The organism is Coprobacter secundus subsp. similis (assembly GCF_015097275.1).
Taxonomy (GTDB): domain Bacteria; phylum Bacteroidota; class Bacteroidia; order Bacteroidales; family Coprobacteraceae; genus Coprobacter; species Coprobacter secundus.
Genome location: NZ_AP023322.1, coordinates 3,541,954 through 3,559,695, shown reverse-complemented (window position 1 = coordinate 3,559,695; position 17,742 = coordinate 3,541,954). Strand labels below are relative to the sequence as shown.

Here is a 17,742-nt window from a genome sequence, read left to right as displayed (position 1 = left end):
ATGAGTTAAACATAGATGTTAAAATGAAACTTGTGCTCCGATAGAAAATGTCCTTACTGGAGGGAAATGCCCATTATCATTTCCTTGTCCAAACACATCTCCTCCTGAAATTTCAGGATCATAACCTGAATAACCCGTAATTGTCCACAAATTTTGAGCACTTACATACAAACGGGCAGAACCAATGAATTTAGTCTTTCTTAACCAACTATCTTTAAATGTATATCCTACTTGCAAATTCTTAATACGGAAATAGTCCCCCCGTTCAATCCATCGGTCTGTATAAGCTAATGTATTATCTGTGGTACCGATTACTGGGCGGGGAGTAGTCGTAGAATGATTTTCCTCTGTCCAAGGTTTCAAATCTTTAGGATAATTACTTGTTTCATCCATTCTTTCCAGCCAATACTTCCCAACATTATATATCTTATTTCCGAACACTCCAGTCATGAACAAAGAAAAATCAAAGTTCTTATACTCAGCTGAAAATGTAATTCCCATTTCAAATTTAGGCAGAGGACTACCGACATACTGACGGTCATCCTTATCTATTTTTCCATCATTATTTGCATCTATATAGCGTATGTCCCCAGGATGAGCATCTGGTTGGATCAGTTTGGTAACCGTCTGTCCATTTTCTGTAACAGTTGTTGTATGTGCATAGACTTCATCCCAACTCTGAAAAATACCATTGGTTTTAATAACATAAAAATCTCCAACCGAACGCCCTTTTTCTGAACGGTTTACTCCATTCGTTCCCCCTTCTCTGAAACTTTCACCTAACTCCAATACTTCATTTTTAACATGGGAAAGGTTCAATCCAATGTTATATTTAAAAGCTCTTTTTGTCTCACGATATCCTAAATTAATCTCAACACCTGTATTTTTTAATTTTCCATAATTTGACCAAGGTGTTATATCTGTTCCTTCTGTCCACGAAATCGGAAGTTTCACCAATAAATCTTTTGATTTTGAATTAAAATATTCCACACTACCATAAAAGTGCTGATCAAACATAGAAAAATCTACCCCAATATTAAATGTAGCTTTCTGTTCCCAACGCAAATTGGGGTTGGCACGCCCTTTCTGAATAGCTCCAGGATAAAAAGTTTGGTCTGGGCCAAAAATAGCACCCTCTCCTACCGTTATATATGTGGCATAATCATAGTCTCCAATAGCCTGCTGATCTCCGATAACACCATAACTTGTCCTTAATTTAAGATCATCAACGACATTCTTGATAGGAGTAAAAAATTTCTCTTCGCTCATCCTCCAACCTAATGAAAAAGATGGAAAGGTTCCATAACGATAATTTTTCCCAAACCTGGAAGAACCATCGCGACGAATATTGAATTGAAATAAATACTTATCGGCATATGCATAATTTATCCGACCTAAAATAGAAGTCATTGCATAATCAGAGTCGGTACCAGTAACCGATGGTTCGGTTTTTCCGGCACTCAACACCCAATACCCTTCCGTCAGGTTTTTCACACTGGCCTCATGTTGTTTCCACTGAGTCTTCTCTGCCGTATATCCAAGTAATGCTTCTATACTATGTTTCCCAAATTTTTTATTGAAATTCAAAGTATTCTCTGATATTATCGTAGTAAAATCACCTTTACGTTCCAATAACTGATTATCATAATTTGAAACTTCAAGATAACGTATTTGCTTATAGGTTTCCTTCTCCCGGTCAAACCAATTATGGTATTCAACTCCTAAATTTGTCTTTAATTTCAAACATTTGAAAAACTCAAGTTCTGCAAACACATTACCGATAATCCGGTTTGATGTCTGACGATAATCTCGAGTTTCCTGTTGCCCAATAGGATTAGTTCCATAAGTCTGATACTGAGTACTACCAGTACCATATCCTCCAGCCTTCGTATCATCATATACAGGTATTACCGGAGGCATACGCAATAAATCAATAAAAGAAGTTCCTGTCATCGGACGAGTTTCCGTACGAGAAACTAACATATTCTCTCCAAAAGTAAATATGCCTTTTTTATATCCCGTATTCACACGTAAAGAATACCGTTTATGCCAAGGACCTTCAACAACTCCGTCTTGTTTAAAAAAGTTCCCACTCACCAAATAATTGCCATTCATATTACCTCCTGAAAGAGTCAAATTATAATCTTGAGTTGTACCCAATTTAAAAAACTCATCCTGCCAATCAGTATTAGTCAATATTTGGCCCTGCTCAGGTTCTCCCGGCCATTCCATATCAGCATTTTCATATGCTAAACGATTTATTTTCAAGAACTCAAGACTATTCATCATCTCTATTCTTTTAGCGATCTGTTGCACGCCAAAATTAGCCGAAGCCTCAATACGAGTAGGTCCCTCTTTTCCTTTCTTAGTCGTTATTATAATAACCCCATTAGCTCCTCGAGCTCCATACAAAGCAGTTGCAGACGCATCTTTCAATACCTGCATACTTTCTATATCATTCACATTAAATTCTCGTTGAGACCCATTTATAATCATACCATCTATAACATATAATGGTCCCACATTAGAAAAGCTTCCTATACCACGAATACGCACATCTGCTGATGTCCCCGGCTCGCCAGAAGTACTTACCGATACACCGGCAACCTGTCCTTGTAATGCTTGGCCAATATTGGGAGCATTCATCTTTTTCATTTCTTTTACATCAACTACACCAACAGCCCCTGTCAAGTCCTTTTTCCTTTGCGTACCATATCCCACAACTACTACTTCATCAAGAATCTCTACATCTTCCTTTAAAATAAATCGTATAGGCTTACCTGCCTTTGCCCTTATTTCAGCTTTTTGATATCCAATACTACTTATAACCAAAGTGACATTCTCATCATCCGGAACAGACAATGTAAACTTACCGTCAATATCAGTCGTAGCACCAACTGTTGATCCTTTTACCAAAATACTAGCCCCAATTACAGGTTCTCCCTTTTCATCGATAATAGTACCAGATATCACTCCTTTCTGCATAATTTCTGTTTCTACAGCTTTCGCATTAATGCTACCCAGCAATAATAACAAAAGCCATAATACATCTTTGAGAAACAGAGTTCTCAGCCTTGCACCATACATTCTTGCTTTCATGATGATTCAATTATTAATTTAAAGATTTATATACATATTTCATTATATCCTTTACAAAATTCCTCCTTAGTCTCCAATATGGAGAGACAAATTCTCTATGTAACTAAAGTTCCAAAGTTGTATTAGTTTTAACCGTAAGCCTCCAGATTCTCATACTATAATTCTCATCTATTCAAATTTTGATTTCCAGGCTCTACTCCTTCATATGAGGACTCAAATGCAGCTAATAACATTATTAATAAAAAAAACGTCTCATTCATAATTTCAGAGATTTAGATTAACTCTTGCAAAACTATGATAAGCATATAAAAAGAAGTAAAAAAATAATTTCAAATGATGAAACTATCGTCCCATCCCTATTGAAATTTCTCCATTAAGTCTTTTGGTAATACACCAAATTGTTTCTGGAAACATTTCGCAAAATATGAAGGCGAACTAAAACCTACCATATAGCATATTTCATTGATACGATATTTCCCTTCCTGCAATAATTGTGCAGCTTTTTTCAAACGCTCAAGTCTAAGGTAATCATTTGGAGTCATATCTAAAGCACCTTTTATCTTACGATAAAAACTGGAACGACTCATATTTAATGTACCGGCAATATCATCCATACTAAATTCCGGATCACTTAAATTAGCCTCTATAATTTCCTTCAAATTTCTGACAAATTCTTCATCCGGTTGAGATGTAGCCACCGTATTTACTGTAATAAAAGGCGAATTGGCAAAAGCTTCACGCAACTTTTCCCGATTTTTCAATAACCCTGCAACACTCGTAAGTAAATATTCTGTAGAAAACGGTTTCTCTATGTAAGTATCTGCGCCTACTTCTATTCCGGTTATTTTGGATTGCAAATTAGTCTGGGCTGTTAACAATATTACGGGAATATGACTATAATTTATTTTTGACTTTAAATGCTTACACAACTCAAATCCATCCATTTTGGGCATTACAATATCGCTAATAATCAAGTGGATATAATTATTATCCATTATTTCCAAAGCCTCTACCCCATTCGATGCTGTAAGTACTGTATATCTGTCTGATAACTGCCGTGCAATAAAATTCTGCATCTCCAAATTATCTTCAACAACCAATATCGTATAATATCCCGAAACTTTTTCTACACCCCCAAAGTTCTCTCGAATCTCTTCTTTATCATTTGCAACAGGTTCTAAAACATTTATGATATTCTTTTGTTCTTTAGGTAACGAAAGACAAAAACTATTACATCCCGGTTTTGGCTCTAATATTAAAAAACCAGAATGAAGTTCCGCCAAAGAACGAGCCAAAGGCAATCCGATTCCCGTCCCTGCAACAACCTTATCTGTCTCATTTTTATTATATTGCACAAAAGGCTTGAAAATATCTTCAGCTTTTTCGGCAGGAATAAGCATCCCATCATTTTGAATACGTACAGAAAAATACCCAATATTATTTTTACTTTCAAGCAAAAGCCAAACATATATATAAGTATCAGAATATTTCACTGCATTATTAAATAAATTACTGAGAATCTTGGTAAACGCCTCTTTATCCACATCTGCGAAAAAGTCTTTTTCAGGCAAAAAAATTGAAAAGTTCAGCTCTTTCTGTCGAACCATAGAAGAGAACCTGTGATATGTATTACGCAATATCTCCGAAATATTACAACGAGTAAAATTAAGACTAAAGCCCAAAGTTTCCGCTTTACGAAAATCCAATAATTGATTGGTCAAATTAAGGAGACGGTCAGTGTTCTGACTCATGATATCCATATCCTCCTTCAATGTTGATGTTACCTCACCTTTACCTAATATATTATCCAATGGCCCCTTTATTAAAGTAAGAGGTGTTCTGATTTCATGAGCAATATTAGTAAAAAAATCTATCTTAGCATTATAAATTTCGCGTTCCTTTTGTCGCTCAAAATCTTCTATTTGACGAAGTTGTTTGATTTTATTTTGCTTTCTAATAAAATAAATTGCCAGTAAAATGATTACAATAGCAAAAACGACATAAAATATATAAGCCCATATAGAGAGATAAAACGGTGGCAAAATATGAATATATAACATTGTGTATTCATTATGCCACAAACCATCTGCATCTTCTGATTTTATTTTTAATATATAATTTCCATAAACTAAATTAGAATAAGTAATTACTCCACTCGAAGGACGAGGATACCATTCCTCATCAAACCCTTCAAGTTTATAACTGATAATGTATCTATCAGGTGCTTGATACCCTAAAGCAGCAACTCGTAACGAAAATGAATTCTGGTCTGAAGCCAACTCTATACTATCAGAGAGTATAATACTCTTATTCAAAGGAGAATTTTTTTCTCCGACAACAGCTCGTTTATTAAATATAGAAAAATCTGTAATAACAATCGGCGGAATATATTTATTTTCACCAAAATCACGAGGATTAAACGAAATAAAACCTTCTATACTACCTAAATAAATAGTCCCATCTACAGATTTATACCCTGAACGATAGTTAAACTGGTTTACCGGAAGACCATCCGCAACTGTATATATTTTCATATCTTCTGTCTCAGGATTAAATCGAACTAACCCGCCATTTGTAGTTACCCAAAACATGCCGTCATTGTCTTCTATTATTTGATAAACAACATCATTAGGTAAACCTCTATTACTATTGTATGTAGTAAAAGTATCCGTATTCTGATTATATCTGCAAAAACCTCCCCCCTGAGTAGTGAACCATAAGATTGAACGGCTATCCTCGAAGATACTAACAACTTTATTATTAGGAATCTCCCCAGCTTGATTTCCTTTATAGGCATAATTTTTCCACCTCTTCCGAGATATCTCATATTTATATATTCCATTTGCATAGGTAGCCAGCCATATATTACCATGAGAATCTTCTTTAATATCATAAATAAATTTTCCCTCTAATTCTGGAATTCGTGTAAAATCATCAGTTTCTCTATTATAAAAATGTAAACCGAACAATGTTCCTATCCAAATATTGCCTGATACTGTTCTGCAAATCGCAAAAACACTATTCTCATTTAAGGTATTTTTCCTATCTCCTTTATAATAAGAGCGGACAATTTTATTAGTTCGAGTATCAATTACTTTCAAGCCTTTTGCAAAAGTTCCAACCCATAACATATCTCCATCCATACACAATGCATGTACATTACGAAAAGACTTACTTGGACCAAAAAAACAAAATTGACTTGTTTTCGGATCGAAACGATTCAAACCACCATCCTCTGTTCCAATCCATATTATACCCTTATTATCTTTACAAAATTCCCTTATCCGCATTCCATGAAGGCTATTGGAATCATGACTAGGATAATATTTTTTAAAATAACTATATTGCTGGGTCAGATAATTAACTCCTCCAAAATACGTACCAATCCAGACTCCTCCTTCTTTATCTTTACATAAACAATACACCGCATTATCAGAAAGAGAATAACGATCTCCCAATATATTATAATGATGACTATACTTATGCTGCCTAAGATTATAAATATAAACTCCAGACTCGGTTCCGATCCATAATTCATTATTAGAAAAAGGCAATATATCTCTTACAAATAGCTCTTCCCCTTTCTCATCTGTTTGTATAAGACTTTTTAATTGTTCTGAAGATAAATTTATTTCATATATACCTTTTGCCGTACCTACATATAAACAGTTATAAGCACCTTCAATGATTTTATTCACTATTCCTCCTTCAAAAGGTTCTTTTCCATTCGTCAAAAATGGACGTAAAGTTTTCAAATTATCTTTAGAATAACTTAAACCATCCTTAAAAAAACCTATCCATATAGTTCCATTATTATCAATAAAAAAAGATTGTATATTTGCTCTTCCTCCATTCAATTGAGTTAAAGTATATCTTATCAAACATTTTTTATTCAAATCAAAATAAAATAAGCCTTGTTCATCAACGGCTATCCATACCCCTCCCTTCTGATCACCATAAATCACCGTAATAGATTTGTCAATGACCGTGCCGTCTGCAGTCCTATATTCAAAAGCTGTGAACGATTCTTTTTGAGGATTATATAAATATAAGCCCGCATCCGTACCCACCCATATAATATGGTCTCTGTCTTCAAATAAAACATTTATAAAATTGCTTTTTAATCCATTTTTATCTCCTATTTTCTGTTTGAATACACGAAAATCAAGCCCATCATAACGATTTACACCATCTTTGGTCCCAAACCACATAAATCCAAAATGATCTTGTATAACAGTATTTACAGTATTCTGGGACAAACCTTTATGAATATCCAAAGTTTCAAAATAATATCTTCTATCTTGTGCCCCAACCTGTAAAAATCCTACAATACATAATATATGTAATAATATATATTGTTTTAATTTTATAAGCATATACAATGAATACTTTTTATTCAAAATAAAGAATCTCATACGTTACAAAAATAATAAAAATCTACTTTAAAAATAAAATAGACCAACAATGGTTTTTCACTCTTATCATTAATAATATTTGATTATATTTCATATTTATTTTATTTCAAATAATTGCTATATATATAATATAGTTTTTCTTTGTATAAAAAATGATAATCTAATTTGTAAACACAATATCACACATGAAACTCATCAAATTAACTACTGCTATTTTTGTTTGTATACAACTAAGTACCTATACATCAACAGGAAAAGAAAATAAAATCCTTTATAAGGATTCCAAAGCTCCTATTGAAGCTCGTATCAATGATCTATTGAATCGTATGACATTAAGAGAAAAAATACTTCAACTCAATCAATATATCGTCGGTAAAAATACAAATGAAAATAACATCGGAGAAGTTTTAAATTCATATCCTAAAGAATCCGGCTCTTACATTTATTTCTCTGATAATGCTACTTTACGTAACCAAATACAAAAACAAGCTGTTGAAGAAACTCGATTGGGCATACCTGCCCTTTTTGGATATGATGTCATTCACGGCTTCCGAACAATTTACCCCATATCCTTGGGACAAGCTTGTTCATGGAATCCTGATTTAGTAAAAAAAGCATGCGCTATGGCTGCACAAGAAACTCGAATGTCCGGAACAGAGTGGACATTTTCTCCCATGATAGATGTTGCACACGATGGACGTTGGGGTAGAGTATCTGAAGGTTACGGTGAAGACCCGTATACAAATGCAGTTTTTGGAGTTGCATCTGTTTTGGGGTATCAAGGCAATGACTTGTCAAGCTCCAAACAAGTCGCAGCCTGTTTGAAGCATTATGTGGGATATGGAGCATCGGAAGGAGGTCGAGACTATCGAGCTACTGACATTTCCAATCAAACTCTATGGAGCATTTATATGCCTCCTTACGAAGCTTGTATAAAAGCAGGGGCAGCAACCGTCATGAGTGCATTCAACGATATAAACGGAACTCCAGCAACGGCAAATTATTACACATTGACCGAGATATTAAAAAAGCGGTGGAAACATGACGGTTTCGTTGTATCTGATTGGAATGCTGTAGAGCAACTGATAAATCAGGGAGTAGCTGCTAACCGAAAAGAAGCAGCATTAAAGGCTTTTTCCGCTGGGACAGAAATGAACATGACTGATAACTGCTATGCAGAACACATGGAAGAATTAGTAAATGAAGGAAAAATAAAAATATCTCAAATTGATGAAGCTGTCGGTCGTATATTAAGAATTAAATTCCGTCTAGGACTATTCGAAAAACCTTATACACCTGAATATCCTGAAACTCAAAGAGTACTTTTACCCGAAAATCGAAAATTAGCAGAAAAACTAGCTGAAGAAAGCATGGTATTGCTAAAAAATACAAATCAGATCTTACCCCTTAATCAAAAAAATATAGCCATTATCGGTCCTATGGTAAAAGACAAAGATAATATAATCGGGTCATGGACAGCACATGGGCGTACAAAAGATGTAGAAACTCTTTGGGATGGCTTAGAAAAAGAATTCACAGGAAAAGCAACTCTTTCTTACGCAAAAGGATGTGAATTTGAAGGAAACGATAACTCTAAATTTAACGAAGCAATAGAAATCGCAAAACAATCAGATATCATTATTCTATGTCTGGGAGAAAAAAGAGGTTGGAGTGGAGAAAACGGTTCAAGATCGACTCTTGCATTACCGATTATTCAAGAAAAGTTAGCAGAAGCTTTATACAAAACAGGAAAGCCAATAATACTCGTCCTCTCAAGTGGTCGTCCTATAGAACTTTGCCGTTTAGAACCTATGTGTGATGCCATCATTGAAATCTGGCAACCGGGAATTTGTGGAGGGACACCCCTTGCCGGAATATTATCTGGCCGTATAAATCCTTCTGGGAAATTAGCAATAACCTTTCCCTATTCTACCGGACAAATTCCTATATACTACAACATGAGACAAAGTGCTCGACCTTTTGACAAACAAGGCGATTATCAAGACATACCAACAACTCCTTTGTATGAGTTTGCTCATGGATTAAGTTATACCAACTATGAGTATGGAGAACTAAAAGCTTCAACTACACATATCAAAAAAAATGAAACAGTAAATATCTCAATTCCTATTACTAATATTGGGAATCGAGACGGAAAAGAAACTGTACACTGGTTTATATCTGACCCTGTATGTTCTATTTCCAGGCCAATAAAAGAATTGAAACATTTCGAGAAACACCTCATTAAAAAGGGTGAAACTATAACTTATACATTTACCATAAATCCAATAAGAGACCTCTCATATGTTGACTCTGATGGTAAACCTTTTTTAGAATCAGGAATATATTACATCTCAGTAAAAGATAAGAAAATCGCTATTGAAGTTGTCGAATAATCAAAAACAAGATAAAAAAGAACCCTGTAGTAACAACGATTACTACAGGGTTACATATAAAATCTAAATACAAAATGTCTATAAACAAAAAAAGGTTGTCTCACGACAACCAATCTTCATTAACCTTAAATCTAATACCATGAAAAACACAGTGCAAATATAAGTACAAATTCTAACTTGTCAATAGGTTTAGTAATAAAAAAATTATATATTAACTCATTTTAATATCTATATTCATACTACACCAATATTGGAACATTCTTTAAATGAATCTACTTTCCAATAAACAAATATTAAAATTTCATTTAATAACCTAAATATCAGCAAATAAAAAAATGCTCCATCATTTCTATGCACATACGACTATTATGATAGGGGCATTTCCAAAATCCAGCTTTATCATCCATACGATTTACTGTGTTATCGGCATATATACTCCAATACCACTCTCCTGTTGCTGCATCTATCAATCGTTGCTGCACATAATTCCACACATCACAAGCCCTTTCTTTAAATAAAATATTCTCCGAATTTTTATATGCATACATAAAACCTACTATCGATTCTGCCTGTACCCACCAATGCCGGTCCTTATCTTTTCGTCCAAATTCAGATTCATAAATCATACTACCATCAGGTTCCAAACCTTCCAATGCAGCCATAGCTATTTCTATCGATACCGGCATAACATTCTTTATCATCTGAGAATCACCTAAAACCAGAGCTGCTTCATACAGAAGCCATGACGCTTCTATATCATGCCCAAACGATATTGTAGACGATTTTTTATTCCATCTTTCATCGAAAAAAAGCTCCAAATGTCTGGTTTCAGCATTTAAAATATGATTCAAAAATATCGTTATCAGTTCCTGTTGTGCCACTCTAAGACGCTCGTCCGGCCATACTCGAAGAAGATTGGTATATGGCTCCAATATATGTAAATGGGTATTCATAGACTTCTTTTCATTAGCATCTTTATCACTTAGTCTCATATCATCTATCGGCTTCCAATCATCCGTAAATGCCTCAAAATATCCTCCATATTGCTTATCCTTATGTTCTTCTATAAGTTCAAACAATTGTCTTGCCCTTTCCAAAGCCATAATATCTTTCGTTGCCCGATAATACTCAGTAAAACCATACAGGGCAAATCCTTGTGCATAAGTCTGTTTCTTCCGATTCACAGGATTTCCCTTACAATCGAGCTCCCAATACACCCCGCCATATACCGGGTCAATAAAATATTTACAAATATAATTATAGGCTCTTTCTGCCATTTCAAGATAAACCGGAGTTTTCAATAATCGATAAGCAGCTGAGAATGTCCAAAGAAGCCGAGCATTCAGCACTGCTCCCTTTGAGGCATCTTTTATCAATCGGTTATGTCCATCCATCCGACCATAAAACCCTCCATTCTCATCATCTACCATAAAACTAATCCAAAAGGGTAATATATGGGCTGTCAATTCTTTTTTAAATCCTTCCATATCAAACTTGTCTCTTTTCATTTAAATCTTTGGTTATCTCTTTTACTTTTTTCTCGGTTAAAGGATAAAACATTATAAATAGGACTGAAAATATAGCTCCTACAGCAGGCAGTATACTTAACATCATACGAATACCTTCCTGAGCTTCAATTGATTGCGCAACATTCGCCTGAAATCCAAAAAAACTTAAAAGCCATCCTGTCAAAGCTCCACCTATAGACCATCCAAACTTCTGTGACATCGATGATGATGAAAATATAAGACCTGTCGCCCGACGTCCAGTTTTCCATTCAGAAAAATCAGCAATATCTGCATACATAGACCAAAGTAAAGGAAATATACTCCCTGCACAAGCACTAATAAGCACTTGTAACAATAATATTCCTATAATATTGTCTTTTCCGAGAAAATAGAATACAATACTTAAAACCGTAGCAATAAACATCGCAGACAAATAAGTATTCCTTTTACCTATACGAGTCGAAATCGGCGTTACCAACAAGATTCCTAAAATATTAGCACCCTGACCTAAAACAAGATAAATCGTAGTTATAGACAATGCCGACCCGACAAATCCCAATTGTAAACCGTCTGGAACGACAGCATAATATTTAAAATAATAAACGGCAGCTCCGTCACGAATAGAGTTAAATATTAATGCCGAAATACCCGCACCTAACAATATCCACCACGGTTTATTCCGGAAAAGGTCAACAATATCTTCTTTTAAAGAATTCCCCTCATCTTTAATAGGCCGTATTCTCTCTTTGGTCCAGCAAAATGTTCCCATAAAAAAGAGCACGGCAACAACAGCAAAAGTAGCAGCAGCCATCGACCAACCAATTTGTAAATTGGTCATACTACTGTATAAATTTACCAATGGCTCTATAAGCAACAGCGCAAGCATACTTCCTAAAAACGCAAAAATCATGCGATAAGATGAAAGAGCCGTTCTCTCCTCAGGCTCAGCAGACACAACCCCCAATAAAGATGCGTATGGTACATTAATCAAAGAATATACCATCATCATTAATGAATAAGTGACATAAGCATAAATGATTTTACCTGTAACAGAAAAGTCCGGAGTAGTAAAAGTCAACACTCCCATAACACTAAATGGTATGGCTATCCAAAGCAAATAAGGTCGGAATTTTCCCCAACGGCTTTCGGTCCTGTCAGCAATAACACCTACAACTGGGTCGAAAAGAGAATCCCAAACCCGAGTAATTAAAAACATTGTTCCCACTATAGCTGCATCTATACCAAACACATCAGTATAAAAAAATAATAAATACATACCAAACAACTTCCAGAACATAGAAGAAGCTGCATCTCCAAGACCATACCCGACTTTTTCTTTCAGAGTTACTTTATCTGTCCTCATGATATTTTTTATAATTATACGAAAATATTTTATAATAACATTTTTACGTATTTACAAAAGTATCAATGCAATATTCATATTACAAATATTATTTTATCTAAACATAATACTTTTTAAACTCAATAAAACAAATGGAATTATTTTATACATAACAAAAAAATTAATAATCAATAATATATTAGCTATATCCACTCAAATACAGGGATATACTTTATTAACCAGAACGTATAATAGTAAAAAAGCGAACCGAAATAAATTCCGACCCGCTTCACACTATACCAATAATATACACAATCTTTCTATGCCATACGATTTTTATAATCTTCATAACCAAACTCCCGCCAAAGTTTCAATTGACCATCTACTGTCCATAATGCCAACGATGGATGGGGAATGCCATTAAACATATTTGTTTTTACGATAGTATAATGTATCATATCTTCAAATACAATACGTTCTCCAATCTGAAGCTCATGGTCAAAAGTCCAATTTCCCATATAATCTCCACTTAGACAAGAATTTCCTCCCAGCCGATAAGTATATTTCCCCGGCATATCAATCATAGCCCCTCTCACAACAGGCTTATAAGGCATTTCAAGACAATCGGGCATATGACATGTAAAAGAAACATCAAGAATAGCGGTTTTTATTCCATGATTTTCCACGATATCAACAACCGAAGATACCAGTACTCCCGTTTGCCAAACAAAAGCGCTTCCGGGTTCCATAATAATCTCTAAATTCGGGTACTTTGATTTAAATCCTTGCAATAATCCAATCAAGTGGTTTATATCATAGTCTTTCCGAGTCATCAAATGTCCTCCTCCCATATTTAGCCATTTCAAATCGGGCAAAAATCTTCCAAAGCGTTCCTCCACCTGAGATAACGTATTCTCTAAGTCATAAGACGAAGATTCACAAAGTGTATGGAAATGTAACCCTTCGATTCCATCCGGTAATGTATCGCCCAATAAATCAGAAACGACACCTAAACGAGAACCCGGAGCACATGGATTATATAACTCCGTTTCTACATCTGAATACTCCGGATTAATGCGTAAACCACATGAAATGGCATGTCCTGCAGTTTTTGTCAAAGGATAAAAACGTTCGAACTGAGACAGTGAATTAAAAGTGATATGGCTACTACAATGCATAATCTCAGGAAAATCTGCTTCCGTATAAGCAGGAGAATAGGTATGTGCACGACTGCCCATTTCCTCCAAAGCTAAACGGGCTTCAAACTTTGAACTGGCTGTAGAATATGGGATATACTCCCGAACAATAGGAAAAGCCTTCCAAAGAGCAAAAGCCTTAAATGCCAATATAATATTCACTCCTGTACATTCTTTCACGGAACGTATCAAAGTCAAATTCTGTCTCAAAAGTTTTTCATCAAGAACATAACAAGGCGACGGTATCTTATCTATATTCATATAATCAATTTATATTATTTAATAATGGTAAACTTAGCAAACTTAAGCAAAAGCTGCTTTTTACCAACCTGTTCAAACTCTACTCCAATTTTTCGATTATCCCCTTCTCCTGATATTTCTGTCACAATCCCCGATCCAAATCTATCATGTCGAATCCGAGCTCCAACGTCCAATCCTGTAATAGAAACCGACCCTCCGGATACAGACGAAGTATTCACAGCATCTAACCGTTTCAAACGAGGAGAATATGATTTAAGAGGCAAATCTTGTTTCTTAGAAGGTAAAACCGGCTCTTCCCGTTTAAAAAAAGATGAACGAGAAGAACTATACATGCCCAATGAACGAGAAGAAAAGCTATAAATACTATCTTCAACATTTTGTTTGGACTTCAATTCTGAAGGCATATTCAAATATGTCGGATCAATATCCTTTAAGAACCTACTAGGGGGCATTGCCGTAGGTTGTCCATTACGATAACGGGTAGCCGCATACGAAAGGGCACAATTCTCCTCTGCTCGAGTAATTGCTACATATAACAGCCTCCGTTCTTCTTCCAGTTCTCGCTCACTATTTTTGCTCAGTGCTGCCGGAAACAAATCTTCTTCTAATCCTACCACAAAAACATTCTTAAACTCCAATCCTTTCGATGCGTGAATCGTCATCATCGTAACCTTATCACTATCATCATCTTCTTTCTCATCCTGATCGGTAGCCAACGATATTTCAGCCAAAAAATCTGTCAAAGCAATTTCTTCTACCCCTTCTTCTTGTCTCAAAGAACAAAACTCTTGAATACCATTCATCAACTCTTGAAGGTTTTCCTGACGGCTCAAATTTTCAGGAGAACGATTGGCATATATTTCTGTAAAAATCCCCGAACGTCGAATAATAAGTTCTGCGATGTCCATAGCATTCATCTTATTATTTGCATCGATAAACTCTTCAATAAGCTCCTTAAATTTTTGAATTTTATTTAATGTACCATTATTTACCGGTAAAGTATACTCTAATGGTGTAGCAATAACTTGCCACAGGCTAACATCATTATGTATACCACATTCGATAATCTTACCGAGAGTTGTATCTCCAATGCCTCGTGCAGGATAATTTATCACCCTTTTTATAGCCTCCTCATCATGAGGATTAATTGCCAAACGAAAATAAGCAATTACATCTTTTATTTCTTTTCTCTGATAAAAGGATAAACCTCCGTATATACGATAAGGTATATTCTTCTTGCGCAATGCTTCTTCAAAAATACGTGATTGGGCATTTGTGCGGTACAATATCACAAAATCATTATATGCATATTTTGATAATCTTTTCATTTCCGACACACGGTTGGCAACCATATATCCCTCTTCAAAATCGGAATAAGCACTCAACACATCTATTTTATTTCCTACCGCGTTCTCCGAATATACTTGCTTACGTATCTGTTCTTTATTCTTATCAATCAAACTATTTGCTGCCCTGACAATGTTCTGTGTAGAACGATAATTTCGTTCTAACTTAAAAGTCTTGCATCCCGGATAATCACTTTTAAGATTCAATATATTACTTATATTCGCTCCCCTAAAAGAGTATATACTCTGAGCATCATCTCCTACAACACAAATATGATTATGGCCTTTCGACAGCTGATGTATAATAAGATGCTGGGCAAAATTAGTATCCTGATACTCATCTACCAGTATAAAACGAAATATCTGACGGTATCGTTCTAATACATCCGGATGATCACGAAACAATATATTTGTATACAACAGCAAATCATCAAAATCCATAACTCCTGCTTTCTGGCATCGATTCCAATAAGTCTGATAAATATCCTTTATCAAAGGCCTTTTTGCACGCTCATCAGATTCCACTAAATCTTTATTCACCTGATAAGCTTGCGGAGTAATAAGAGCATTCTTTGCATTCGATATGATTGCTTGTACCGACGCGGGCTTATATATCTTATCGTCCAAATCCTTTTCTTTTATAATACTTTTCAACAAGCTTCTCGAGTCAGAAGTATCATAAATCGTAAAATCTGAAGTAAATCCCAAACGGTCGGCATTTACTCGTAATATCCTCGAAAAAATAGAATGAAAAGTCCCCATCCACAGCCGGGCAGCAGTCGGGCCTCCCACAATAGACGCAATCCGTTCTTTCATCTCCCTTGCAGCTTTATTGGTAAAAGTCAATGCCAATATATTATATGGAGCATAACCCGACTCGAGCAAAAAAGCAATCTTATATGTAAGTACACGAGTTTTACCTGATCCCGCTCCAGCAATCACCAGTGACGGTCCCTCATTATATAGCACAGCCTGCTGCTGGCTTTCATTCAAGTCCTGCAAAAATTCTTCCACTGCTCTTTTTCTTTTACTACAAAAGTACATAAAAAAGTAGAACCGGAAAATATGAAAAAATTGATTTAGGAAATAATGTGTTCAACTCATTTTAAATTCTCCATAAATTGAAAAACATAAAAATATTCTATTTTTTCATAGAAATCTATTTTATTTTTATCATTCTCGGATCATTAAATTACAAAAAATTTATATCTTTCTGAACAATATAAAAACAATACTGTTATATTAATGTAACAATTTCAATAAAGGCATAAAAAAATGTTTCGATAAAAAAATTGCAAAAAATCGATTTTTTACCGAACTTTTTTATCAAAGAATTGTTTATTAAATACAAGACATTAAAAACCGAACGTTATGAAATATGAATTACCTAAACTGCCGTACGCCGAAAACGCTTTAGAACCAGTTATCAGCAAACGGACCGTGGAATTCCATTGGGGTAAACACGAACAGACATACATAAACAATCTAAATAAACTGATTGAAGGTGCAAAATTTGAGAATGCATCGCTTGAGAGTATAATAAAAGAAGCTGATGGTGCATTGTTTAACAATGCTTCACAAGCTTGGAACCATATATTTTACTTTTTCTCTTTTTCTCCTGACGGAGCAAGAGAACCCAAAGGTGAAATAGAAAAAGCCATCAAAGAACAATGGGGTACTGTTGAACATTTTAAGAAAGAATTTGTTGATACAGGTGTTGCCCAATTTGGCTCCGGCTGGGTATGGTTAGTAAAAAATAAAAACGGCAAACTGGAAATCATAAAAACAGGTAATGCAGGAAATCCCATGACTGATGGACACACTCCTTTACTTACCTTTGATGTCTGGGAACATGCCTATTACTTAGATTATCAAAACCGTCGGGCAGATCATCTACACGAATTGTGGAAAATCGTTGATTGGTCGATAGTTGAAAAAAGATACTTATAATTCGCACTTTTCTAAAAACAGTAGCGCGTGACGCGTAACTTATCTAGCACTTTAAAATAAGCATAATGTGATGAATTCTAAAAGAGAGGAATACTATGTGAATAGTCCCTCTCTTTGCTTTTTTATATACCTTTCTCCCAAAATAAAGTTTTATACTTGCAAAAAAAGATTCTTTTTTGTTTCTTTGCTTACAATTGACACGATTTATATATCTTTTACTTGCATTTTG

At 34.9% G+C, this 17,742-nt stretch carries 8 protein-coding genes; 2 read left to right on the top strand and 6 right to left on the bottom strand.

Annotation, left to right across the window (positions count from 1 at the left end; translation table 11 throughout):
- Positions 1-18 precede the first annotated feature (18 nt).
- Together Cop2CBH44_RS14065 and Cop2CBH44_RS14060 are read right to left on the bottom strand one after the other, a co-directional pair.
- Positions 19-3,099, bottom strand: a complete 3,081-nt coding sequence (locus Cop2CBH44_RS14065; RefSeq protein ID WP_021931801.1) for a SusC/RagA family TonB-linked outer membrane protein — start codon at positions 3,097-3,099, stop codon at positions 19-21.
- A 356-nt stretch (positions 3,100-3,455) separates the two neighbouring features.
- Positions 3,456-7,475 carry a hybrid sensor histidine kinase/response regulator transcription factor gene (locus Cop2CBH44_RS14060; protein WP_021931803.1) on the bottom strand — a complete coding sequence of 1,340 codons (4,020 nt, stop codon included), beginning with the start codon at positions 7,473-7,475 and terminating at the stop codon, positions 3,456-3,458.
- Positions 7,476-7,699: 224 nt separating this feature from the next.
- Between Cop2CBH44_RS14060 and Cop2CBH44_RS14055 the strand changes: the two genes are divergently transcribed.
- Entirely contained in the window at positions 7,700-9,910 is a 2,211-nt protein-coding gene (locus Cop2CBH44_RS14055; protein ID WP_021931804.1) for a glycoside hydrolase family 3 N-terminal domain-containing protein, read from the top strand.
- 320 nt (positions 9,911-10,230) lie between these two features.
- On the opposite strand, the gene Cop2CBH44_RS14050 is transcribed toward Cop2CBH44_RS14055, so the two are convergent.
- From Cop2CBH44_RS14050 to Cop2CBH44_RS14035, 4 genes are all read right to left on the bottom strand, one after another.
- Entirely contained in the window at positions 10,231-11,418 is a 1,188-nt protein-coding gene (locus tag Cop2CBH44_RS14050; protein WP_021931805.1) for an AGE family epimerase/isomerase, read from the bottom strand.
- Positions 11,399-12,781, bottom strand: coding sequence for an MFS transporter (locus tag Cop2CBH44_RS14045; RefSeq protein WP_200755059.1), 1,383 nt, complete (start codon positions 12,779-12,781; stop codon positions 11,399-11,401). Before Cop2CBH44_RS14045 ends, Cop2CBH44_RS14050 begins: the two co-directional genes overlap by 20 nt.
- Positions 12,782-13,080: 299 nt before the next feature.
- Positions 13,081-14,217, bottom strand: a complete 1,137-nt coding sequence (nspC, locus tag Cop2CBH44_RS14040; RefSeq protein ID WP_021931807.1) for a carboxynorspermidine decarboxylase — start codon at positions 14,215-14,217, stop codon at positions 13,081-13,083.
- 14 nt (positions 14,218-14,231) lie between these two features.
- On the bottom strand, positions 14,232-16,577 hold the full coding sequence (locus Cop2CBH44_RS14035; RefSeq protein ID WP_021931808.1) for an ATP-dependent helicase: 2,346 nt from the start codon (positions 16,575-16,577) through the stop codon (positions 14,232-14,234).
- 357 nt (positions 16,578-16,934) lie between these two features.
- Here Cop2CBH44_RS14035 and Cop2CBH44_RS14030 point away from each other — a divergent pair, with 357 nt between their 5' ends.
- Positions 16,935-17,513, top strand: coding sequence for a superoxide dismutase (locus Cop2CBH44_RS14030; protein WP_021931809.1), 579 nt, complete (start codon positions 16,935-16,937; stop codon positions 17,511-17,513).
- Positions 17,514-17,742: the final 229 nt, after the last annotated feature.

Excerpts from the sequence above, each read along its gene's own strand:
- Cop2CBH44_RS14065 (WP_021931801.1), bottom strand. The coding sequence starts at position 3,099 with ATGAAAGCAAGAATGTATGGTGCAAGGCTGAGAACTCTGTTTCTCAAA.
- Cop2CBH44_RS14060 (WP_021931803.1), bottom strand. The coding sequence starts at position 7,475 with ATGCTTATAAAATTAAAACAATATATATTATTACATATATTATGTATT.
- Cop2CBH44_RS14055 (WP_021931804.1), top strand. The coding sequence starts at position 7,700 with ATGAAACTCATCAAATTAACTACTGCTATTTTTGTTTGTATACAACTA.
- Cop2CBH44_RS14050 (WP_021931805.1), bottom strand. The coding sequence starts at position 11,418 with ATGAAAAGAGACAAGTTTGATATGGAAGGATTTAAAAAAGAATTGACA.
- Cop2CBH44_RS14045 (WP_200755059.1), bottom strand. The coding sequence starts at position 12,781 with ATGAGGACAGATAAAGTAACTCTGAAAGAAAAAGTCGGGTATGGTCTT.
- nspC (WP_021931807.1), bottom strand. The coding sequence starts at position 14,217 with ATGAATATAGATAAGATACCGTCGCCTTGTTATGTTCTTGATGAAAAA.
- Cop2CBH44_RS14030 (WP_021931809.1), top strand. The coding sequence starts at position 16,935 with ATGAAATATGAATTACCTAAACTGCCGTACGCCGAAAACGCTTTAGAA.